The following is a 22154-nucleotide window of genomic DNA, read 5'->3' on the forward strand; positions in this document are numbered from 1 at the left end:
CGCGGAACGTCCATCGGCAGCGCCGGTTCTGGAAGGGTACGCAAACGCGAAGGATTCTTGCCATGGCCGATACCCCCAAATGCCCATTCACCACGACCGACGCCGGCATTCCAGTTCAGAGCGACGAACATTCGCTGACGGTCGGGCGCGACGGCCCCATCGTCCTCAACGATCATTACCTGATCGAGCAGATGGCGAACTTCAACCGGGAGCGCATTCCGGAGCGTCAGCCCCACGCGAAAGGCTCGGGCGCATTCGGCACGTATGAAACCACGGCGGACGTGTCGAAATACACCAAGGCGAAGATTTTTCAGAAGGGCGCGAAGGCCGAAGCGGCAGCGCGTTTCAGCACGGTTGCCGGTGAGCGCGGCAGCCCGGACACCTGGCGCGATCCGCGAGGCTTTTCGGTCAAGATCTATACCGAGGACGGCAATTTCGACATGGTCGGCAACAACACGCCGATCTTCTTCATTCGCGATCCGCTGAAATTCCAGCATTTCATCCGCAGCCAGAAGCGCCGGGCGGACAATGGCCTGCGCGATCATGACATGCAGTGGGATTTCTGGACCCTGAGCCCCGAAAGCGCGCATCAGGTCACCTACCTGATGGGCGACCGCGGCATTCCGAAGAACTGGCGCGAGATGAACGGCTATTCCAGCCACACCTACATGCTGGTCAATGAAGAAGGCGAGAAATTCTGGGTCAAGTTCCACTGGCACAGCGATCAGGGCGACGGGAATGCGCATCTGACGCAGGATGAAGCCGACAAGATGGCCGGGCAGGATGGCGATTATCACCGCCGCGACCTGTTCGATGCCATCGCGAAGGGCGATCATCCCAGCTGGACCCTGAAATGGCAGATCATGCCGTTCGAGGATGCCAAGACCTACCGCATCAATCCGTTCGACCTGACCAAGGTCTGGCCGCACAAGGATTACCCGCTGATGGAAGTCGGCAAGCTGACTCTGACCGAAAATCCGGTCGACTGGGACACCCAGATCGAACAGCTGGCCTTCGAGCCCAACAACATGGTCCCCGGCATCGGCCTGTCACCCGACAAGATGCTGCTGGCCCGCGGATTTTCCTATGCCGATGCGCACCGCGCCCGGCTGGGGGTCAATTACAAGCAGATCCCGGTCAACCAGGCGAAGAATGCCGAGGTTCACAGCTATTCCCGCGCGGGACAGGGGCGCACGGTCAATGCCGTCGACCCGGTCTACGCACCCAATTCCTATGGCGGAGCTGGCGCGCAGCCGCAGGTGGGCGGCGAAGCGACCTGGATGTCCGATGGCGATATGGTCCGCCAGGCTTACACGCTGCGCGAGGACGACGACGACTGGAGCCAGGCCGGTGCGCTGGTGCGCGAAGTCATGGACGACGCGCAGCGCGACCGGTTCGTCGACAATGTCGCCGGCCATCTTGCCGATGGGGTCAGCGAGCCGATCCTCGTGCGTGCGTTCGATTACTGGCGGAATGTGGACAAGGACATCGGTGATCGCATCGAAAAGGCAACGCGCGATCTGGTCGGCGGCAAGTCCAAGGCCCCCGGCATGGCCAGCGCAGAGTCCATCAAGGGCTATGCCGGCGTACCGGCGACATCGGATCTCGCCAAGGGCGAAGGCGACAAGAACGCAGCGAAGAACCTGCGCGAGCCGGCCCCTGCCAAGTAACGATATATAACCCGTCGATATCGACGCGGTGACAGATCGCCAGGTCCGGCAATGTCCGGGTCTGGCGATCATCGTATCGGAACAAGATAGAGGCCTGAGCGGATTAGGGCTTTTGCTATGTGTCCGCATTGGTTACGCCACGCGGCATGGGTTCCATAATTCGACCGCTCGGCCTTCTGGGCGGGATACTTCTTGCAGGCTGTTCGCCAGAGGGCGCAGAACGTGCGGAAGAGGCGATCCCGGTGGTGGCCGAAACAATTCGCCTGTTGCCGGAGCAGACCCGGATCGAGGCAATCGGCACTGCGCGGGCCGTTACATCCGCCCAGCTTTTTCCCGAAACGGCTGGCCGCGTCACCCGCGTGATGTTTTCCGCCGGCGACTATGTGCAATCGGGCCAGCCGCTGCTGGAACTGGATGCGCGGCAGGAACGGCTCGCCGTGGATGCCGCGCGCGTCCAGGTGCGCGAAGCGGAGCAATTGCTCGGGCGATACCGGCGGATCGAAGATACAGGCGCAATATCCGAAAGCCAGATCGAAGCGGGAGAGACCGCACTCGATTCTGCACGAGTGGCCTTGCAGCAGGCACAGGTCGCGCTGGCGGACCGGACCATCCGGGCGCCGTTTTCGGGCCATATCGGGCTGACCGATGTCGATCCGGGCGACCGGGTGAGCGACGCGACCGCCATCGCACAGCTCGACCAGCGTAGCCGCCTCTATATCGACTTCCCGGCGCCCGAAGAGGTGTTCGCCTCGCTCCGCGAAGGGCAAGTGGTCGAGGCAGTGGCATTTTCCGAACCCGGAACCACGCGCGATGCTCGCATCATCTCGACCGACAGCAGCATCACGAACGACAGCCGCAATTTCACCGCGCGGGCAGAAATTTCGAATTCGGACGATCGCCTGCGCCCCGGAATGAGTTTTCGCGTGACCTTCACGCGCAACAACACCAGCCGCCCTTCCGTCCCCGAAGAAGCCATAGTCTGGGGCGGTGAGGGATCGCATATCTTCGTGGTCCGCGACGGCAAGGCCGTACGCGTTCCGGTTACCATAACCTCGCGCCGCGACGGTCAGGTGCTGGTCGACGGCAAGGTCAATGCCAAGGACCGGGTCATCGTGAAGGGTGTGCAGAAGGTCCGCGACGGGCAGGCCATCCGCCTGGTGCGGCCGACCCGTGTGCCGGCCGAAGACGTCGAACTGCGGCCCAGCGGCCAGTCCGAAGCCGGTAACGATGGCGGATAGATCCGACCTGCCGATGCTGGCGGTCAAGCGGCCGCTGCTGGTGGGCGTCCTCAATCTGCTTATCGTCATTGCCGGGCTTGCCGCCTTCGCCGGGATCGAAGTGCGCGAATTGCCCAATGTCGACCGGCCCATCGTGTCGGTTTCCGCGACCTTTCCCGGCGCCGCCCCCGAAACGATGGACCGGGAGGTGACCAGCATCCTGGAAGACGCGATCGCGCGCGTAACGGGGGTGAGGCAGATCCGCTCTTCCAGCGAGGAAAACAACAGCCGCATTCGCGCCGAATTCAATCCCGGGGTTGATCTTGACACGGCGGCATCCGATGTCCGCGAGGCGGTCAGCCGCGTGACGCGCGATCTTCCCGACCGGGTGGAACAGGTCAATATCGTCAAGGCGGATGCCGATGCGCAGCCGATCATGACGCTGGCCGTGTCGAGCGAACGTTATGGCGAGGCCGAGCTCACCCAACTGGTCGAAAACGATGTCGTGCCGGAACTGCTTACCGCCGACGGCGTGGCGAGCATCGACGAGTTCGGCACCCGCGCCCTGCAGATGCGCGTTTCGGTAGATCCCGCGCGGCTCAACCGCTTCGGCCTGACCATGAGCGACGTTTCCACAGCGCTGGAAGGCGCGCCGTACGACGTGCCGGTAGGATCTTTCCGGTCCAACGCACAGGAGCTGGTCGTGCGCGCCGATGCCAGTGCGACCGATCCGGGCCTTGTCCGCGACGTCATCGTGGCGGGCAACACGCGGATCGGCGATGTCGCGGACGTGACGCTGGCCCCCGCCGACGCGACCAATTTCGTGCGGCTCGACGGGCGCCCTATCGTGGGACTTGGCGTGGTGCGGCAGGCCAGTTCGAACACGATTCAGATTTCCGATTCCATCCGCTCGTCGGTCGACCGGATCAATGCGCGTTACGAGGACATAACCATCAGCATCGTGTCCGACGATGCCGATTTCATCAAGATTTCGGTGCGCGAGGTGCTGATCACGCTGAGTTTCACCGTGCTGGTCGTCGTGGGCACGATGCTGCTGTTCTTCCGCGCATGGCGGCCGACCGTGATACCGAGCACGACGATCCCCGTGGCCCTGATCGGCGTGCTGGCCGGTATCTGGGCGCTGGGATTTTCGGTCAATCTGGTGACGCTGCTGGCGCTGGTTCTGGCAACGGGGCTGATCGTCGACGATGCCATCGTGGTGCTGGAGAATACCCAGCGCCTGCAGGACAAGGGACTGGGACGGCGTGCGGCCGCGGTTGTCGGGACCCGGCAGGTCTTCTTTGCCGTCGTGGCCACGACGGCAGTACTGGTATCGGTGTTCCTGCCCATCAGTTTCCTGCCATCGGAAGCGGGCCGGCTGTTCCGCGAATTCGGTTTCGTGCTGTCTTTTGCGGTAATCATTTCATCCTTCGTCGCCCTGTCGCTGGTGCCCGCGCTGGCGGCCAAGTTCGACCTGCGCACGAGCGGCGATCGATCCGACCGCCTGTCGCGCTGGGGATCGCGAATGCGCGATCGCTACATCGCCGCGCTCGCCTGGTGCCTAGACCGCGGGAAAGCCGTGGTGGGCGGCGCGGTGCTGGTCACGGGCCTGACCGCGCTGCTGTTCACGCAGCTCGACAGCGAACTGGTCCCCGATGAAGATCGCGGTGTGATCGAGGTCGATGCGACCGGCCCCGACGGCGTGGGACTGGACTTCATGGACCGCGAACTCGACGAGATCGAAATGGTCCTCCAGCCCTATCTCGACAGCGGCGAAATCGAGAGCACCTTTTCCATCGTGGGCAGGTACGATCCCAACCGGGTGCGCGTGACCGCGCAGCTTGCCGATTGGGGCGAGCGCGATCGCGGCCAGTCGGACATCGTCGAGGAGCTGAACGGACCGCTGCGTGAAATTCCCGGATCGCGGACCAATGCGCGCGGGCGCGGCACACTGAGTTTCGGCGGCGGAGGCGGCGGAAACATCGAAGTCGCCCTGACCGGCGCGGAATATGACCAGATCTACGCCTCTGCCCTGAAGCTGAGCGAGGCGATCGACACGCAATCCACCATATTGTCGAACCCCGACATCTCCTATCAGCCGACCCAGCCGCAGCTTTCGATCCGCATCGATCGCCAGCGGGCGTCGGATCTGGGCGTGGACCTCGACGATGTCGCCCAGACGTTGCGGGCGATGGTCGGCGGGGACGAGATCGTCGATCTGAACGTCGGCGATCAGGCCGTGCCGATCTTCCTGACATCGCAGGCGACGACGATCACCAATCCCTCCGATCTGCGCAACCTCTATGTCCGAACCGAAGACGATGCGCTGGTGCCGATGTCGAGCATCACGCAGATCGTGGAACAGGGGGTCGCTGCCGAACTGAACCGCACCGCTCAGCGCCGCGCGATCGAGGTGGAGGCCGATATTGCCGAGGGAACACCCCTGCAGGACACCATCGACGAGATCGAACGGCTGGCGACAGAAACGGTCGCGGACGATACCGACATGATCCTGCAGGGCGATGCGGAGAGCCTCGAGGAAACGTCGAACGACGTCCTGCTGACCTATCTGTTCGCGCTGGTGATCGTGTTCCTGGTCTTGGTCGCACAGTTCGAAAGCCTGACGAGCGCGCTCGTCGTGCTGCTGACCGTTCCCTTCGCGCTCGTCGCGGCGATCCTGGCGCTGTTCCTGTCGGGCATCTCGCTCAACATCTATTCGCAGATCGGGCTGGTGATGCTGATCGGCCTGATGGCGAAGAACGGCATCCTGATCGTGGAATTCGCCGACCAGTTGCGCCATCAGGGCCGCACTATCCGCGAGGCCGTGGAAGAGGCGGCGGCCATTCGCCTGCGGCCGATCGCGATGACGCTGATCTCGACCGTGGTCGGGGCAGTTCCGCTGATCCTCGCGTCCGGCGCCGGTGCAGAGGCGCGCCAGTCGATCGGCTGGGTGATCTTCGGCGGGCTGGGCATTGCCGGGGTCTTCACCCTGTTCCTGACGCCGGTGATCTATCTGGGCGTGGCGCGCTTCGGCAAGCCGCGCAGTGTCGACCTCGCCAAACTGCAGGAAGAGATCGACGACATCGACGAAGACATGACGATGGCGCCTGCATGATCGCTGCGCGTTTCCATCTGTGCGCGCTCGCGCTTCTGCTTGGCGGATGTGCCGCGGTTCCCACCGACTTGCCCGAGGCGCAGATCGTTCCGCCGGAAAGCTACCGGGCGGACTTGCCGCCTGCCGGCATGGACGGCGTGTGGTGGCGTGCCTTTTCCGATCCGGTGCTGGACGCGCTGGTCGATCGCGGCCTTGCGGCGAACCTCGACATTGCAGCGGCGGAGGGGCGACTGGCAGCCGCCGAAGCCCTGCTGCGGGCAGAGCGCGCGGACCGGCTTCCCACGATCGACGGATCGGCCGAGGCAAGCGTCGATGTGGGCGAGGGGACTTCGCGGACGGGTGCAAGTGCCGGGCTGTTCGGCACGTTCGACCCCGATTTTTCCGGGCGCCTGCGCGCGGAAGTGCGCGCGGCGGCTGCGCGCTATGCCGAGGCGGGATATATACGCGCCGACCAGCGCCGCCTGATCGCCGCCGCCATCGCCGCGCAATATGTCGAATACCGCCGAACGGGGGCGCAGCTGGAATTGCTGGCCGAATCGACCGATCTCCAGCGGCAGACGCTGCGGATCGTGACCTTGCGCTTCGAAGCCGGGCTGTCGGCCAATCTCGACGTGCGCCGCGCTGCAGCCGATCTGGCACAGACCGAAGCGCGGCTGGGCCTGATCGAAATCGCCCGGGCGCAGGCAGCCCATGCGCTCGCGATACTGGTTGGCGAAGCGCCGGGGACGCTGGTGATTGCGGAGCCCGAAAGCGAGACGACGATACCCAATTACGGCGATGGACCACCGCTGGGCGGGCCCGCCAATCTGCTGCGGCGGCGCGGCGATGTGCTGGCGGCCGAGGCGAGGCTGGCTGCTGCGGCGGCGCAGGTCGGGATCGAGCAGTCGGATCTCAGGCCTTCGCTCGTCGTGCCGGGCTCGATCATCATCGGCGACGGCTCGATCGATGGCCTGTTCTCGGAATTTCTCGCAACGCTCGGCGCAGCGCTGGATCTACCGCTGTTCGACGGAGGACGGCGGCGGGCCGAAGTTGCGGCGGCGCGGGCGGAACTGGATGCGAGCCTGGCCGAATATCGCCAGGCCTTCCTGGAGGCGCTAGGCGAGGCCGAAACGGCACTGGTCGCAATCACCGCCTACCGCGCCCGTGCAGGATCGCTATCCGAGGCGATCGAGCAGAGCGAGACCGCGCTCGGCCAGTCCAACGCCTTGTATCGCGAAGGGCTCGCCTCGCTGTTCGATGTGCTCGATGCGCAGCGCCAGCTGATCTCGAGCCGGGAATCGCTGCTCGACAACGAGGCGGCGCTCGCGAATGCGTTCATCGCACTCCACTCGGCAGCAGCCAGCCCGGATGGCGAAGTGGTGGCGGCTAGCGCTGGCGGCGCCCCTCCTCCGCAATGACGGCTGCCACTTCGGCATAGAGATCCGAAAAGGCGGCGCTGGCGCGCCATGCAGCGGCAATGCTGCGATGCTGTTCCCACCCCGCCGGTTCGGCGATGCGCACGACATCGAGGCCGCCCGCTTCCGAGCGGATGTAGAAATGCGGGAGGATGGCCAGACCCAGACCTGACCCGACCATCTGTTGCAGGGCATCGAGGCTGGTGCCTTCGTAATCGGCCAGAATGGTGGCGCCGAGATTCTTGCAGATATCTTCGAGCTGGCGGTGGTAATGGTGGCGATGATCGAGCGAGAGGAACATGCGGCCTGTGAAATCTTCCTTCCGAAGTTCCGGCAAGGACACCAGCGGATCGTCGGGCGGAGCGATGATCCGCAAGCGTTCGCGGAACAGCGGTTCCACCCTCAGGCCCTTGCCTTCGATCGGCATGGGCGAAAGCAGCATGTCCAGTTGCCCCGCGGCCAGATCCGCCTGCTGCTTCGACGGAATGCCTTCGCGGATGAAGAGGCGCAGGTCGGGATAGCGTTCGTGGAGGATCTTGATGACGCGCGGCATGAGATAGGGGCCGAGCGTAGGGCTGACGCCAAATCGTATCGTGCCGGCGGGGCGAGCGGCAATGTGATCGGCCGCATCGGTGAAGTCGCGCGTACTGGCAATGACCGTGCGGGCCTGCGCAAGCAGCTTGCGCCCGCTGGGTGTGAGTTGCATGCCCTTGGGCACGCGTTCGAATAACTGCAGGTCGAGCTTTCTTTCGAGCGCCCGCAACTGCTGGCTGAGAGCGGGCTGGGTCATGCCGAGCGCAGTGGCGGCTTCGCCCATATTGCCGATGTCGGCGAGCCTTACGAAGATATCGATCTGTTTGAGCGTCACCATGGCCAATGCCATTAGTAAAACTTATCGATAGATGGCAAGTTTTCGAATTGGATTATCGCCCGCGAAGCACGCATATGTACCCTAGCAAACGAAGGAGAGCGCGATGAGCAAGACGCCCGACGAGAAGATCATGATCCCGTATCTGCGCAAGCTGGTGCGCGAGCATCGCGCCCTCAACCGACTGATCGACACGACCAAGGCGATCGGCGCGCGCGACGATTTGAAATCGCTGAAGCGCCTGCGCCTGCGCCTCAAAGACAAGATCGTCGCATTACAGCGCCATTATTACGGTCGCAGCTTCGCTTAGCTGCGGCATAGGGCGGCGGTCCGTTCCCTCCCCCCCCCCCACACTTGACGGACCGTCGCCCGCTTTGTTCATATGACCAGACAGACCCCCACGCAGCGCCTTCGCGCTTTCATCGCCAGCGAGAGTGCAGGCGGCATCGTGTTGATCGTTGCCGCCGCAATTGCGCTTGTCATCGCCAATTCAGCGCTGCTTGCCGGCTATCAGAGCCTGCTTGCCACGCCGGTGAATTTCACGGCGGGCGAACTCGTTTCTATCGACAAGCCATTGCTGCTGTGGATCAACGACGGATTGATGGCGCTGTTCTTCTTCCTGATCGGCCTGGAAGTGAAGCGCGAGATCGTGACCGGTCAGCTGCAAAGCTGGAAGCAGGCATCGCTTCCGGTTTTTGCCGCGGTTGGCGGTATGGTTATTCCGGCGCTGGTATTCGTGGCCATCAACGCCGGTTCGCCGGACAATATTCGCGGCTGGGCCATTCCCGCCGCTACCGATATTGCCTTTGCGCTGGGTCTCCTCGCTCTGCTGGGCAGCCGGGTACCAGTCGCGCTGAAGGCGCTGCTGCTGGCCATCGCCATCATCGACGACATCGGTGCGATCGCCATCATCGCGCTGTTCTATACCGAAAACATGAATGTGGGCGCACTGGCGCTTGCACTGGTTCCGGCTGCGGGCATGCTGTTGCTCAACCGGGCCGGAGTGGCGCGAACCATTCCCTATTTCCTCCTCGGCGCCTTTCTGTGGGTCTGCGTGCTGAAGTCCGGCGTGCATGCTACTCTGGCGGGTGTCGTGACGGCCATGTTCGTCCCCATCGCGACAGGTGACGAACAGCCGCTCGAAAGGCTGGAACACGCACTGCATCCCTGGGTCGCTTTCATGATCCTGCCGATCTTCGCCTTTGCCAATGCCGGCGTCTCGTTCGCTGGAGCCGGGCTGGAGGCGCTGTTTGCGCCGCTGTCGCTCGGCATTGCGGCAGGTCTTGTGGTCGGCAAGCAGATCGGCGTGTTCGGCGCATGCTGGCTGGCAGCGAAAACCAAGCTTGCATCCATGCCGCCCGAAGTGACCTGGCGCCATATCTATGGCCTGTCCTGTCTGGCCGGTATCGGCTTTACCATGAGCCTGTTCATCGGCGGCCTGGCCTTCATCGACCCGGACCAGATCGATGCGGTGAAAATGGGTGTGCTGGTCGGTTCCCTGATTTCGGCGGTGATCGGCATGACAGTGCTCGCCACCGCTCCGCGCGCCGCGACCAGACCTCTAAACGAGGTGCCGAGTGCCTGATTTCCTGCTGGCGTCATGGCTTGGCACCCCGGTCTGGTTCTGGGGCGCCTTTCTTGCAATCGTCGTCGTACTGACGGCCTTCGATCTCGGCTTCCTGCATAAGGAAGACCGGGAACTGGGCATTGCAGAAAGCCTGAAGCTGTCGGTCTTCTACATCACCGTGGCGCTGCTGTTCGGCGTCTGGGTGTGGTTCGAGCGCGGCGAGACCGCAGGCATGCAATATTTCACAGGCTTCTTCATCGAGAAGGCGCTGTCGATCGACAACGTCTTCGTGATCAGCCTGATCTTCACCTATTTCGCCATCCCGGCGAAGTATCAGTACCGGGCGCTATTGTGGGGCATCATCGCGGTCATCATCCTGCGCGGCCTGATGATCGCCGGGGGCGCGGCCCTGCTGGCCGAAGCCTATTGGGTGCTGTACCTTTTCGCCGCCTTCCTGGTGTTCACCGGGATCAAGATGTTCTTCGCCGGCGACGAGCCGATGGATGTTGGAAGCAACCCCGTCGTCCTCTGGATCAGCCGTCACATGCGGGTGACGCCGGATCTGCACGGACAGAAGTTCCTGGTGAAGGTGCAGGACGAGAAGACGGGCAAGATGGTCCGCGCGGCCACACCACTGCTGCTGGCGCTGGTCGTCATCAATCTGGCTGATCTCGTGTTCGCCGTGGACAGCGTGCCTGCGATCTTCGCGATCACGACCGACACCTTCATCGTCTATACCAGCAACATCTTCGCCATTCTGGGGCTGCGCGCTCTCTATTTCGCTCTCGCCGCCATGATCCACCGCTTCCACTATCTGAAGTATGCGCTGGCAGCGATCCTCGTGTTCATCGGCAGCAAGATCTTCGTCACGGACTTCCTGATGGACGGTGAGAAATTCCCGGCCTGGATCAGCCTTGGCGTGACGTTCGTGCTGATCGCAGCGGGCGTGCTCTATTCGCTATGGAAAACGCGCGGGCACGAAGAGGCGGACTGGCCAGCAGAACCGGAAGACGAACCGCTCGCCTAGGTCGGGTGGCAGGCGTCACGGGCGTCAGCCTCTCAGACCATCGCATTGATCGCAAGACAGGTCGCCAGTCCTACCACGACATTCATGGGCGCACCGATCTTCAAGAAGTCGGCGAAGCGATAATTGCCGGCGGCATAGACGATGGTGTTGGTCTGATAGCCCACGGGTGTTGCGAAGCTGGCCGATGCGGCGAACATCACCGCGAAGAGCAGCGGGCGCGGTTCGACCCCGAGATCGGTGGCGAGCGCCAGCACGATCGGGGTCATGATGACCGCGACAGCATTGTTGGTAACCGTTTCGGTCAGCACGGAGGTCAGCAGGTAGATCGCAAGCAACAGGTAAAGCGGCGACAGATTTGCGAGGAGCGGAAGGGCGGCATCGACGATCAGGTCGACGGTCCCTGCGCTTTCCAGACCCAGACCGACGGCAAGCATGCCAAAGATCAGCACGATGACATTGCCATCGATGCTGCGCCAGGCTTCTTCCGGATCGATGCAGCGCGAGAGCAGCACGATAGCCACGCCCGTTATGGCCAGAAGTTCGATCGTCCATACGCCGAGCGCGGCGAGCACGATGATGCCCATCATCGTCACAACCGCGATCGGTGCGCGCAGACGCCGGAACGGGCGCGTATCCGGCGTGGAAATGTTGATCAGATTGATATTGTTTTCGATCGCGGCGATGCTGGCGGGACTGCCTTCGATCAGCAGATGATCGGCTGCGCGGATCCGCGCATCGGACAGGGTGGGGCCGGGGAAGTGCCGCGCGCGCGACAGGCCGAGGATGCGGGCACCCGTCTTGGTGAGGAAGGGGACTTCGGAAAGCTTGCGGCCGAGGGTCGGGTGGCTGGGCGAAATCGCGGCTTCGACGATACGGTTTTCATCCGATGCGGGTGCGGCACGCGCAGAAAGGCCGAGTTCTGACCCGCGCCCGGCGGCTAGCGACAGCATTTCGGCCTGATCGGCGGCGATCTGCATGATGTCGCCTTCCTCCACGATCAGCTCGTCGAGGTCGCTGCGCAGGATGGCGCCGCCGCGTTCCAGACCGACGAGGCGCAGCCCGGAGCGACCGAATTGGGAAAGATCGCCATAGGCCTTGCCGATATCCTTATCGTCTTGCGTCACGCGCAACTGGGTAAGGTAGCGCTCCTCCAGCGGTCGTCCGCTGTCGCGATCCGCGGCATCTGGCCGGTTGGGCAGAAGAAACCGCCCGCTGACGAGAAGAAAGAGGGTGCCGGTCAGTGCCGCGACCAGGCCCACGCCGGTCAGCTCGAATATGCCGAAGGGCGGTTGGCCGGAGCGTTGCGCCACGCCATCGACGAGAAGGTTTGTCGACGTGCCGATGAGCGTGAGCGTTCCGCCGAGGATCGAGAGATAGGATAGCGGGATGAGGAGGCGGCTGGCCGTACTGCCCGCTAGTCCTGCGATCTTGCGAATGACCGGGACCAGGATGATCACGACCGGCGTATTGTTGACCAGCGAAGAGGCGAGGAAAGTACCGCCGAAGAGTTCAGCGATCGACCGGCGCGGATGGCGTTCGGTCCGGCGTTCGGCGATGCTGGCCAGCGCTTCGACCACCCCGGTACGGATCAAAGCACCCGAGAGGATGAACATGGCGGCGATGGTGATGGGGGCGGGATTGGCGAAAACCTGTTCCATCTCGCTGCGCGGAAGATAGCCCAGCACCAGCATGACGGCCGCGCCGCCCACGGCGACGGTCACCGGTGGAAACCGTTCCGTTGCGAACAGAATGAACAGCCCGACCAACAGGCCGAGGCCGATCCAGGCCGAATAATCGGTAAGGAACGTTCCTAGCATCGGCGCCCCCTAGCAGGTCTTTGTCAGGGAGCCGAGTTGGAAAAGTCCCGGATTATGAAGGCGTTTCCACGGCCAGACCGCCACCGAGCGCCACGAACAGCGACGTGCCGTTCTGCAGAAATGCGCGCTGGGTGGTGAGCAATTGCTGCTGCGCGGTGAAAAGGTTGCGTTCGGCATCCAGCACTTCGAGATAATCCGCTACACCTTCGCGGTAGCGCAGGCGTGCAAGCCGCGTAATGCGTTCCTGCGCGGCGACACCCTGCGTCAGCGCAGCCACCTGTTCGGCCAGCCAGCGGCGCCCGGCAAGAGCGTCGGATACTTCTCGGAAAGCTTCCTGCACGGTCTTTTCATAAACGGCGACCTGTTCCACTTCGCGCGCCTTGGCCAGATCCAGATCGGCTTCGCGGGCCCCCCAGTCGAAAATCGGCAGGGAGATCGATGGGCCGAACGACCAGGACAGCCCGTCGGAAGAAAAGAGGTTGTCGAGATCGTTGGACGAGAAACCGGCATTTCCAGTCAGGGAAATGGTCGGGAAGAAGGCTGCACGTGCCGCTCCGATATTGGCGCGGGCTGCGCGAAGCTGCTCTTCCGCGGCGACGATATCCGGACGTACCAGCAGAAGATCGGATGGCGTGCCGGGATCGAGCTCCATGCCGTTTTCCTGACCGCTCATCGGAAGTGCAACCGGCAGGTTCTCCGGCGTGGTTCCGCCGACGAGCACCGAGAGCTGGTTGCGCTGCTGGGCCTGCGACAGGCGCTGTGCGGCAAGTTGCTGCTCGGCCGTCGTCAGCAGCGTTTCAGACTGCCGGAAGGGCAGCGCGGAGGTGACACCCGCATCGAGCCGGAGCCGGGCGATCCGCAGGCCCTCCTGGCGGCTCTCGAGCGTCGCCTGCGCCAGATCGATCTGCGCTTCGCTTTCGAGCAGGGCGAAATAGGTCGTCGCGACATCGGCGATGAGCGAGAGGTAGAACGCGCGCTGGTTGGCCTCGGCAGCCAGATACTGCGCGCGGGCAGCCTCCGACAGATTGGCGATGCGGCCCCAGAAATCGAGTTCGAAGGACGAAACGCCGACGCCTACGTCGTAGCGGTTGATAGTTACCGAGCCGGGCGTACCGGGCGCGATCGAGCCCAGCGGAATGCGGCTGCGCGTTGCCGCGGCATCCGCCACGGCGGTGGGCAAGCGGCGGCTGTCCTGAATGCGGTACTGTGCCCGGGCCTGTTCGATCCGCGCGGTGGCGGCGACGAGATCGCGATTGTTCGCCACTGCGGTATCGATGAGCGAGACGAGCCGCGGGTCGCTGAACCATTCCCGATAGGACAGGGTCGAGGCGACCACCGTGCCATCCGGACGGAATTCCGGATCATAGGCAGGCGCGCTGGCGAGGGCGGGCCGTTCGTGATCGGGGGCAAGGTTCACACACCCAGCCAGTGCGAGCGCCATCAGGCTGGCAGATATCTTGCGGATCATGCGCCATCTCCTTCGAGTGTGCCGGCTGGCTTGGGCTGTCTTCCGCCGATCCGCGTGCGGATGAGCATGTAGAGGAGCGGGATGACGAAGATGCCGATCGCGGTCGCGGCGATCATTCCGCCCATCACGCCCGTGCCGACGGCGATGCGGCTGGCAGCGCCCGCGCCGGTGGAGATCACCAGCGGGACCATGCCGAGAATGAAGGCGAGCGAGGTCATGATGATCGGGCGCAGGCGCAATCTGGCAGCTGCCTTTACCGCTTCCATCGGGCTCTTGCCTTCGGCCTCTTCTTCGATCGCGAACTCGACGATCAGGATGGCGTTTTTCGCGGCAAGCCCGATGATCGTGATCAGCCCGACGTTGAAGTAAATGTCGGCCGACAGCCCCCGCAGCATGGTGAAGAGGACTGCGCCAAGAACCCCCATCGGCACGATCAGCAGCACGGCAAAGGGGACCGCCCAGCTTTCATAAAGCGCCGCAAGGACAAGGAAGACGATGATGACCGACAGTCCGAGCAGCAGGCCGATCTGGCCGCCGGCCTGTTTTTCCTCGTAACTGATGCCGGTCCATTCGAACCCGATGCCTTCCGGCAGCTGGCTGGCAAGCTGTTCCATCTCGGCCAGCGCGGCGCCAGACGATTCGCCCGGCGCGGCGGTTCCGGAAATGGTCATGGCCGGATAGCCGTTATAGCGCGCAAGGCTGGGCGGGCCGGCCGTCCACTCCGCCATGGCGAAGGAACTGAACGGTACCAGTTCGCCCTGGGCATTCGGAATGCGCAGCGAAAGCACGTCTTCAGGCGTCATGCGGTGTTCGGCATCTGCCTGCACCAGCACCTGCAGCACGCGCCCGTCCCGGTTGAAATCGTTAGCGTAGGCCGAACCGAAATTGATCGACAGGGCATTGTTCACGTCGGTCATCGACAGGCCCATGGCACGGGCCTGAACCCGGTCCACTTCCACATGCAATTGCGGTGCAGGCGGCTGGTCTTCGGGGCGAAGATCGGCGAGCAGGCTGCTTTGTATAGCCATGCCGAGCATCTGATCGCGCGCTGCCGTCAGGGCTTCACGCCCTACACCGGCGCGGTCCTGCAGCTTCATGGTGAAGCCGCTGGCCTGTCCGAGCGACTGGATCGCGGGCGGCTGGATGGAGAAGACCATCGCATTGTCGATGCCCATGAAGGTGCCCATCGCACGGCCGACCAGCGCCTCCGCCGAACTTTCCGAGCCGCTGCGTTCGCTCCAATCCTTGAACGGGGTGAACATGATGGCATTGTTCTGACCCTGACCGAAGAAGCTGAAGCCGCGCACCACGACGACCCGTTCGACTTCTTCCTGCGAAGACCAGAAGCCTTCGACCGGGGCGATGGCTTCATCGAGCCGTTCCCGCGTGGACCCCGTGGGGGACTGCACAATCGTAATGGCAAAGCCCTGGTCTTCGGTCGGCAGGAAGCCGCCCGGCAAACGGAAGAACAGCAATGCCGTGACAAGTGCCAGCATGAGGAAGACGGCCAGGCCGCGCATGGGCCGACCGAGAATGCGTTCATTGGTCCGCCCGTATTTTTCGGTCATGTGCCCGAACCAGCGGTTGAACTTTCCGAAGAAGCCACTGCTGCGCCGCCGCAATTTTTCGACACGGCCGCGCCATCCTTCTGGAATCGGTTCTTGCTCGGCGTGTTCGTCGATCTCGTGGGCGTCGTGGGCTTGGATGTCCTTGGTGCGCAGGAATGTGGCGCAGAGCGCCGGCGTCAGCGACAGCGCGAGGACGGCGGAGAAGAAGATGGAGATAGCCAGCGTGACCGAGAACTGGCGGTAGATGCCGCCTGTCGATCCGGGGAAGAAGGCCATCGGCACGAAGACTGCAACCAGCACCAGCGTGATCCCGATAATCGCACCGGTGATCTGATCCATCGCCTTGCGGGTCGCCTCGACAGGGCCGAGACCCTCTTCGCGCATGATGCGCTCTACGTTCTCGATCACGACGATGGCGTCGTCGACCAGAATACCGATCGCCAGCACCATGCCGAACAGGGACAGCACGTTGATCGAAAAGCCGAACAGCCACAGGCCCAGACAGGCGCCTGCAAGCGCAATGGGCACCACCAATGTCGGGATCAGCGTGGCGCGCCAGTTCTGCAGGAACAGGAACATGACCAGGAAGACGAGGACCATGGCCTCGACCAGCGTCTTTACGACCTCTTCGACCGAGATCTGGACGAAGGGCGTGGTGTCGTAGGGAATCGACCAGGATATGTCCTGCGGCAGGCCGTTGCCCAGCTCTTCCATCCGCTCCTTCACGCCTTCGGCGGTGGCCAGGGCATTGGCGCCGGTAGCGAGCTGGACAGCCATGCCCGCCATGGGCTGGCCGTCGAGAGTGGTGGAGGTGGCGTAGCTCTGCGCGCCGATTTCCACGCGTGCGACATCGCCCAGGCGAACGCTGGCACCCCCGCTATCCGCCCGCAAGATAATGCTGCGGAACTGTTCTTCAGTCTGGAAGCGGCTTTCCGTGGTAATCGTCGCGGTGATCTGCTGCCCTTCCTGCAATGGCAGGTCGCCGATCGCGCCACCGGCCGTCTGGGCGTTCTGTTCGCGAATTGCCGACACGACTGCGCTGGGCGAGAGATTGTAGGAAGCAAGCTTTTCCGGATCGAGCCAGATACGCATCGCGTAGGCAGAGCCAAACAGCGTGACATCCCCGACGCCGGCGACGCGGCGCAGTTCATCGATCACCTGATTGGAGGCGACATTGCCCAGATCGGTCGTGTCCAGTGCGCCGGATTTGGACGTCAGGGCGACGATCATCAAGAAGCCGGAGTTCGCCTGACGGACAGTAATACCCTGTCGCCGGACCTCCTCGGGCAAACGCGCCTCGACTGTGCTTAGGCGGTTCTGAACTTCGGTCTGGGCGATGTCGATATCAGTGCCGGCTTCGAAGGTTAGCGTGATCGATGCAGTGCCGTTGGAGAGGCTGGACGAGGCCATGTAAAGGAAGCCTTCGACCCCGTTGAGCTGCTGCTCGATTACCTGCGTGACGTTCTGTTCAAGTGTGGATGCGTCGGCGCCCGGGTATACGACGTTGATCGCCAGAGACGGCGGCGCGACCTCGGGATATTGTTCGATCGGCAAGGCCCGCAGGGCGATGAATCCCGACAGGAGAATGGCGAGTGAGATGACCCACGCAAAGATGGGTCTGTCGATGAAATAGCGTGCCACGATCAGTCAGCCTTGGCCGTTGCTTTCGGGGCAGCCGCTGCGGGTTTGCGGCCGGTCGCGGCATTGGCGATCTGAACCGGCATGCCGGGCTGCAGTTTTTGCAGATTGGATACGATAACCCGATCGCCGGGCTTGAGCCCGCTTTTGATGACCCACTTCTCTCCCACGAGTTCACCCAGTTTGACCGGGCGGACGGCAGCCTTGCCATCCTTGTCCACGATCATGACGGTGCCGCCATCGTCGGCCACGGTCACGGCGAGCTGGGGGATCGCGATGATGTTGGTCAACTTGCCTGCGAAGATACGCGCCTTCACGAACTCGCCGGAAAGCAGCAATCCTTCAGGGTTGGGGAATTCGGCGCGCAGCTGGACCGTGCCGGTGGCTTCGTCCACCGAGAAGTCGAGAAATTCGATCAGGCCCGGCGTGCCGTATTCGCTGCCGTCGGGAAGGGTCAGACGAACTTCGACCGCATCGCCCGGCTGCAGGTCGAGCTCGCCGCTGGTTATGGCGCGCCTGATCTGGAGAACTTCCATGGCCGATTGCGAGAAAGAGACATAGATGGGGGAAATCTGTTCGACCCGCGTCATCAGAGTGCCTTCGGGCTGCGAAACCAGTGCGCCCTCCGTCACCACGGCGCGGCCGGCACGGCCCGCAATAGGGGCACGCACGGTCGTGTACCCCAGCTGGAGCGATGCAGCGCGAAGCTGAGCCTGGATCTGCGCGACATTGGCATTGGCTTCACGTGCAGCAGCCTGGGCCGCGTCGAATTCCTGCCCGCTGATGGCGTTTTCCGCCACAAGGGGCCGGTATCGCGTAACGACGGCGTTGGCGTTCGCGGCCGTGGCGCGTGCCCGATCGAGGCTAGCCTTGATCTGCGCGTAACTGGCCCTGAGTTCGGCCGGATCGATGCGGAACAGGGCCTGGCCCTCGCTGACATCCGTTCCTTCCTCATAGGTTCTTTGCTGCACGATGCCGGTGACACGGGCCCGCACTTCGGCAACCCGGACGGGCTGAACACGGCCAGGAAGTTCGATCACATTGTCGATATTCGTGGCGGATACCGTGATGGTCCGCACCGGAACGGCCTGTCCTTGCTGCGCAGTTTCCTGCGATCCGCAAGCGGCAGTCACGAGCCCTAGCACGAGCAGGAGCAGTGTCCGGTAAAACGACATGGAGTTCCCTCATAAAACGAATCACCGCCCCACCGACGGCTCGACAATTGCGCGCTTTGACATTTTCTATACAAATGTAAATTGACAATTTTGCATCATATGTCCATCTGCCTGCATGGAAGAGAGAGCATGCAAGATCGCTGCCGCTGGTTATGCGGTCATCAGCCAGTACGGCGTACGGCGGGCGACCATGAACGATATAGCCGAAGCGGCAGGCGTATCGCGGCAGACCGTCTATAACATATTTCCCAACCGCGAGGCCCTGTTGACCGGGGTCGTGCGATTTCATTTCAACTCGAAATGGGACGCCATCCTTACGCGTTGCTCCGCCGACCAGGACCGCAAGACCCGCTTTTCTATACTGCTCGACGAGATCGTGATCGAATCGTGGAAATCCATGCAGGCGATGCCGCATGCCGCCGAGCTCGAGCTCGAACTCGCCACCACCATCAAGGAAGAACTCGCCGACATCCATGTCGAGGCCCGTCGCAATCTGTGCGAATTTCTTCTGCCGTACGAAGCCGCGCTCGAAAGCCGTGGCATCACGGCCAAGGGGATGGGCGAAATGCTTCATCATTCGATCATGGGGCTGAAGCTTAGCACGACGACGTCGGAAGAAATCGAATCCGCGACGGCAACCATGCTGGCGTGCCTTATGGCTGTTACGGACGCACCGGCGACGGTCCAGTAAGCCTCACGCCACCAAATGCGAATCGCCATATACGATCTCGATAATACGTTGACGCGGCGGGCGACCTTTACGCCTTTCCTGATCTTTGCGGCGCGGCGCATCGCGCCATGGAGGCTGGCGCTGCTTCCGGTCTGGGTAGCCATGATGATCGGCTATCGCGCCGGGCTTTACGATCGTACGACACTCAAGACCGGCGGGATGAAACTGATGGTCGGCAAGGTCGGGTTTGCCACGTTGCAGGATGTCGGAAGGGAGTTCGCCAATCGACGCGTTGCCGATGATGGCTTGATGCCGGCGACACTCGCTTTGTTGGAGGAAGACCGAAGGCAGGGCGCGCACATCGCCATTGCGACCGCGGCGTTCGAATTTTACGCGGCGGCCTTCGCCAGGCATCTCGATATCGACACCGTGATCGGCACGCGCTGGGATGGCTGCTCCATCGTGGGCGGCAATTGTTATGGCGAGACCAAGCTGGCGCGGGTCCGGGCATGGGCGGCGGAGCAAAATCACCAGCTGGAAGACGCAGAGTTCCGCTTTGTGAGCGACAGTTTCGCCGATGCGCCGCTGCTCGATCTGGCCTATGAGCCGATCTTCATCAGCGCAAGTTCTCGCAAGAGGGAAAAAGCCAAAGCGCGGGGCTGGCGGATAATCAGCGCCGACTGACCAAACCTTCGAGGCGGCGAACGATCTCGGCCGCATTCAACTCGAACCTCTCCTGCGAAAATCTGTGCAGCACCCGTTCGCGCGCCGCGCTTCCCATTGGGGCGAGGCTATGCGGCGCATTCAGCAATTCCCCCAGCGCCGCGGCCAGCGATTGCGCGTCAGCAACCTCCACCACTCGCCCGATAGTGGGCGTATCGACCGTGAACGGCATTTCGCCGGTTTTAGAAACGATCACGGGCAGGCCCGCCTGCATGGCTTCATGCGCGGCGATACAGAAGCCTTCGCGGCGCGAGGGTTGAACATAGAGGTGCAACCCCGCCAGGAAATCGGTGCTCGTGTCGGAAAATCCCACGAAGTCGAGCTGATCCACACCCCGGTCCGCCGCAAGGCTGCGCAGGCTTGCTTCGTCAGCCCCTTCCCCCGCGATCGCCACGCGGTAGGGCGGCATCGCTGGCGTGGCCGCCGCGTTCATCTTGGCGAGGGCCTCGATCAGAATGTCATAGCCCTTGTTGGGGTGAAGCCTGCCGAGGCTCCCGATCCGCAACGTTTCTCCGGCCTGCCACGGCCTGGCCTGGGGCGCATCGGGATCGGCGGCGAAGATCGGCCAGGTGACCAGCTTTTCTGCAGCTACTCCGAGACGGTCGAGAGTGAGGGCCGCCACCTGCGCGCTGTCCGCCACCCACAGATCGGCCGCATCCGCACGCCAGCGCAGGAGCCGCTCGTTCCAAGGCTTGAGAAAGGCGTTATGCTGCCAGCTCACGACCGGGAGCCCCAGCCGTCTGCCCGCGATCTGGCCCAGCAGCGTCGCCCGCGTCAGCGAGGTCCAGATCGCATCCGCCCCCCATTCCCGGGCCTGTTCGCAGATCCAGCGATAGGCAGCGATCTGGTCGCTTTCACCACCGTCGCGCACGAGCGGATCGATGCCAGCGGCTTGCAACCGTTCGATCGCGTGCCCGTTTCGCCGGGTGAGCGCGAGGACACGCACGCGTGCTCCCGCCTTTGCCAGTGCGGCGACGATCTTCGGCAGCGGGGTCTGCGCGCCGCCGCCCTCCATCGAATTGATGACGTAGGCTATCCGCATCATAAAGCGCCATTTCGCCGCGCAATGGCGGCGGCGATGGCATCGGCAGCGCGCTGGGATGCGGGCACTTCGGACAGCGCGAAAGTGTGTGCGATCAGTCGCTCCTGCTCGGCACGGTAACGCGACCCGATCTCGTCCCATCCGCCGATCGCCGATCCCAGATCGTTTACGCTCTCCACCCTTGGCCCGGTGCGCAGGAAGGGCAGCACCTCCTCGCCCTGCGAGCCGAGCGCGGCGTTCGGATCCAGCAGGAATACCGGCCTTGGCCGCATGAGGAACTCGTAGATCTGGCTCGATGCATCGCCGATATAACCGTCCGCTGCGAGCATGTAGGACATGTCGAACAGGCGCGGGCCATCGGTGTCGATCAGAATATTGGGCGCCGCCCGCGCCTCGTTGGGGATGTCCGGGCGGACCCTGCCTACCTTGTATTCAGGGGAGATGTGGACCGACTTGCGGAACAGCATTACATGCGGTGCGAAGATCAGATTATAGGCCTGGCCCGCTTCGCTGGCGAACCAGCGCAGCACGTCGGGCCCGGCATCGTACCAGCTCGACAGATGCGGATCGAAATGGGGGTTGTAGACGAAGGTCGGGCGACCGTTGGCGAAGAAATCGGGCTGCGCATCGAAATCGATGCCCTCGAACTTGGAATAACCGGTGACCTCGATCTTCGCCGCATCGACGCCATTTGCGACGAGCTGTTCCTTCAACTTCGGTCCGGCAACGAGGCTGAGATCGAACTGGCGATGGTCGGGGTGGAATGTGACGCTGCGATCCCCCGTGCCATGGGGCACCCTGATGAACAGCGGTGCGGTGCCGGGGCGCAGCCGGCGTTTCACCCTAAGGCAGGTCCGCTCGGTCGAAACGACGGCATCGCTCGCCTTGAACAGCGGTTGGTGCAGGCGAAGACGGGCGAGCCGCGTCACCGGGGCGATCTTGTCCAGCACACCGGTCGCGGCTGCGATGGGGCGGGGCAGGGCGAGTTCGTGCCAGCCCATGCGCGCGGCATCTTCCGGCCGGACAAGTCGTTCGATCTGCGCACGAACGGTCTGGCTGGCATAGGCGACCGTCGTCTCGACTTCGGGGTGATGCCGCGCCATAGCGCCGGCGATCGGCGCGAGGTGAGACACCTGATGCGCCGCATCGTGATTGAACAGGAAAACTGCCCGGGCCATAGGCGGCGCGGATAGGG

At 63.2% G+C, this 22154-nt stretch carries 16 protein-coding genes; 9 read left to right on the top strand and 7 right to left on the bottom strand.

Going from position 1 to position 22154, the window contains the following annotated elements:
* Positions 1 to 62: 62 nt before the first annotated feature.
* The 4 genes from AC13F2_RS05660 to AC13F2_RS05675 all read left to right on the top strand — a co-directional run bounded on the left by AC13F2_RS05660 (position 63) and on the right by AC13F2_RS05675 (position 7399).
* Complete coding sequence (locus AC13F2_RS05660) at positions 63 to 1670, top strand: catalase (protein ID WP_196846995.1); 1608 nt, start codon at positions 63 to 65, stop codon at positions 1668 to 1670.
* Between the two features lie 146 nt (positions 1671 to 1816).
* Complete coding sequence (locus tag AC13F2_RS05665; protein ID WP_482964451.1) at positions 1817 to 2908, top strand: efflux RND transporter periplasmic adaptor subunit; 1092 nt, start codon at positions 1817 to 1819, stop codon at positions 2906 to 2908.
* A complete protein-coding gene (locus AC13F2_RS05670) occupies positions 2898 to 6002 on the top strand; it encodes an efflux RND transporter permease subunit (RefSeq protein ID WP_482964450.1) in 3105 nt (1034 codons plus the stop codon). Before AC13F2_RS05665 ends, AC13F2_RS05670 begins: the two co-directional genes overlap by 11 nt.
* Positions 5999 to 7399 (top strand): efflux transporter outer membrane subunit, encoded by a 1401-nt coding sequence (locus tag AC13F2_RS05675; protein ID WP_482964449.1) that lies wholly within the window; start codon positions 5999 to 6001, stop codon positions 7397 to 7399. Before AC13F2_RS05670 ends, AC13F2_RS05675 begins: the two co-directional genes overlap by 4 nt.
* Here AC13F2_RS05675 and AC13F2_RS05680 read toward each other — a convergent pair.
* Positions 7368 to 8267, bottom strand: coding sequence for a hydrogen peroxide-inducible genes activator (locus AC13F2_RS05680; protein WP_196846992.1), 900 nt, complete (start codon positions 8265 to 8267; stop codon positions 7368 to 7370). The two genes, AC13F2_RS05675 and AC13F2_RS05680, sit on opposite strands and share 32 nt — an antisense overlap.
* A 103-nt stretch (positions 8268 to 8370) precedes the next feature.
* On the opposite strand from AC13F2_RS05680, the gene AC13F2_RS05685 reads away from it, so the two are divergent.
* The 3 genes from AC13F2_RS05685 (at position 8371) to AC13F2_RS05695 (ending at position 10858) form a co-directional block, all read left to right on the top strand.
* Positions 8371 to 8574 (top strand): HP1242/YdcH family protein, encoded by a 204-nt coding sequence (locus AC13F2_RS05685; protein ID WP_103022220.1) that lies wholly within the window; start codon positions 8371 to 8373, stop codon positions 8572 to 8574.
* 72 nt (positions 8575 to 8646) lie between these two features.
* Positions 8647 to 9849, top strand: coding sequence for a Na+/H+ antiporter NhaA (nhaA, locus tag AC13F2_RS05690; protein WP_103022221.1), 1203 nt, complete (start codon positions 8647 to 8649; stop codon positions 9847 to 9849).
* Positions 9842 to 10858, top strand: coding sequence for a TerC family protein (locus tag AC13F2_RS05695; protein ID WP_221596374.1), 1017 nt, complete (start codon positions 9842 to 9844; stop codon positions 10856 to 10858). Before nhaA ends, AC13F2_RS05695 begins: the two co-directional genes overlap by 8 nt.
* A 32-nt stretch (positions 10859 to 10890) precedes the next feature.
* Here AC13F2_RS05695 and AC13F2_RS05700 read toward each other — a convergent pair whose 3' ends face one another.
* Genes AC13F2_RS05700 through AC13F2_RS05715 form a run of 4 tightly spaced genes read right to left on the bottom strand, consistent with a single transcriptional unit; the run spans position 10891 to position 18524 of the window.
* A complete protein-coding gene (locus AC13F2_RS05700) occupies positions 10891 to 12675 on the bottom strand; it encodes an SLC13 family permease (protein WP_482964447.1) in 1785 nt (594 codons plus the stop codon).
* Between the two features lie 52 nt (positions 12676 to 12727).
* Complete coding sequence (locus AC13F2_RS05705) at positions 12728 to 14143, bottom strand: efflux transporter outer membrane subunit (protein WP_196846988.1); 1416 nt, start codon at positions 14141 to 14143, stop codon at positions 12728 to 12730.
* Positions 14140 to 17352, bottom strand: a complete 3213-nt coding sequence (locus tag AC13F2_RS05710) for a multidrug efflux RND transporter permease subunit (RefSeq protein ID WP_482964446.1) — start codon at positions 17350 to 17352, stop codon at positions 14140 to 14142. Before AC13F2_RS05710 ends, AC13F2_RS05705 begins: the two co-directional genes overlap by 4 nt.
* A 2-nt stretch (positions 17353 to 17354) precedes the next feature.
* Positions 17355 to 18524 carry an efflux RND transporter periplasmic adaptor subunit gene (locus AC13F2_RS05715; RefSeq protein WP_103022226.1) on the bottom strand — a complete coding sequence of 390 codons (1170 nt, stop codon included), beginning with the start codon at positions 18522 to 18524 and terminating at the stop codon, positions 17355 to 17357.
* 115 nt (positions 18525 to 18639) lie between these two features.
* Here AC13F2_RS05715 and AC13F2_RS05720 point away from each other — a divergent pair, with 115 nt between their 5' ends.
* Together AC13F2_RS05720 and AC13F2_RS05725 are read left to right on the top strand one after the other, a co-directional pair.
* Entirely contained in the window at positions 18640 to 19215 is a 576-nt protein-coding gene (locus AC13F2_RS05720; RefSeq protein ID WP_482964445.1) for a TetR/AcrR family transcriptional regulator, read from the top strand.
* 15 nt (positions 19216 to 19230) lie between these two features.
* Entirely contained in the window at positions 19231 to 19878 is a 648-nt protein-coding gene (locus AC13F2_RS05725) for an HAD family hydrolase (RefSeq protein WP_482964444.1), read from the top strand.
* On the opposite strand, the gene AC13F2_RS05730 is transcribed toward AC13F2_RS05725, so the two are convergent.
* Both AC13F2_RS05730 and AC13F2_RS05735 read right to left on the bottom strand, forming a co-directional pair.
* Complete coding sequence (locus tag AC13F2_RS05730) at positions 19865 to 20959, bottom strand: glycosyltransferase family 4 protein (protein WP_482964443.1); 1095 nt, start codon at positions 20957 to 20959, stop codon at positions 19865 to 19867. The two genes, AC13F2_RS05725 and AC13F2_RS05730, sit on opposite strands and share 14 nt — an antisense overlap.
* Entirely contained in the window at positions 20959 to 22137 is a 1179-nt protein-coding gene (locus AC13F2_RS05735; protein ID WP_482964442.1) for a hypothetical protein, read from the bottom strand. The genes AC13F2_RS05730 and AC13F2_RS05735 overlap by 1 nt, the downstream gene beginning before the upstream one ends.
* Positions 22138 to 22154 lie beyond the last annotated feature (17 nt).

Source organism: Qipengyuania sp. L-5Y, from assembly GCF_056859455.1.

Coding starts and splice junctions, on each gene's coding strand:
- AC13F2_RS05735 (WP_482964442.1), bottom strand. CDS start 22,137: ATGGCCCGGGCAGTTTTCCTGTTCAATCACGATGCGGCGCATCAGGTG.
- AC13F2_RS05680 (WP_196846992.1), bottom strand. CDS start 8,267: ATGGTGACGCTCAAACAGATCGATATCTTCGTAAGGCTCGCCGACATC.
- AC13F2_RS05725 (WP_482964444.1), top strand. CDS start 19,231: ATGCGAATCGCCATATACGATCTCGATAATACGTTGACGCGGCGGGCG.
- AC13F2_RS05670 (WP_482964450.1), top strand. CDS start 2,898: ATGGCGGATAGATCCGACCTGCCGATGCTGGCGGTCAAGCGGCCGCTG.
- nhaA (WP_103022221.1), top strand. CDS start 8,647: ATGACCAGACAGACCCCCACGCAGCGCCTTCGCGCTTTCATCGCCAGC.
- AC13F2_RS05705 (WP_196846988.1), bottom strand. CDS start 14,143: ATGATCCGCAAGATATCTGCCAGCCTGATGGCGCTCGCACTGGCTGGG.
- AC13F2_RS05730 (WP_482964443.1), bottom strand. CDS start 20,959: ATGCGGATAGCCTACGTCATCAATTCGATGGAGGGCGGCGGCGCGCAG.
- AC13F2_RS05660 (WP_196846995.1), top strand. CDS start 63: ATGGCCGATACCCCCAAATGCCCATTCACCACGACCGACGCCGGCATT.
- AC13F2_RS05665 (WP_482964451.1), top strand. CDS start 1,817: ATGGGTTCCATAATTCGACCGCTCGGCCTTCTGGGCGGGATACTTCTT.
- AC13F2_RS05675 (WP_482964449.1), top strand. CDS start 5,999: ATGATCGCTGCGCGTTTCCATCTGTGCGCGCTCGCGCTTCTGCTTGGC.
- AC13F2_RS05685 (WP_103022220.1), top strand. CDS start 8,371: ATGAGCAAGACGCCCGACGAGAAGATCATGATCCCGTATCTGCGCAAG.
- AC13F2_RS05700 (WP_482964447.1), bottom strand. CDS start 12,675: ATGCTAGGAACGTTCCTTACCGATTATTCGGCCTGGATCGGCCTCGGC.
- AC13F2_RS05715 (WP_103022226.1), bottom strand. CDS start 18,524: ATGTCGTTTTACCGGACACTGCTCCTGCTCGTGCTAGGGCTCGTGACT.
- AC13F2_RS05720 (WP_482964445.1), top strand. CDS start 18,640: ATGGAAGAGAGAGCATGCAAGATCGCTGCCGCTGGTTATGCGGTCATC.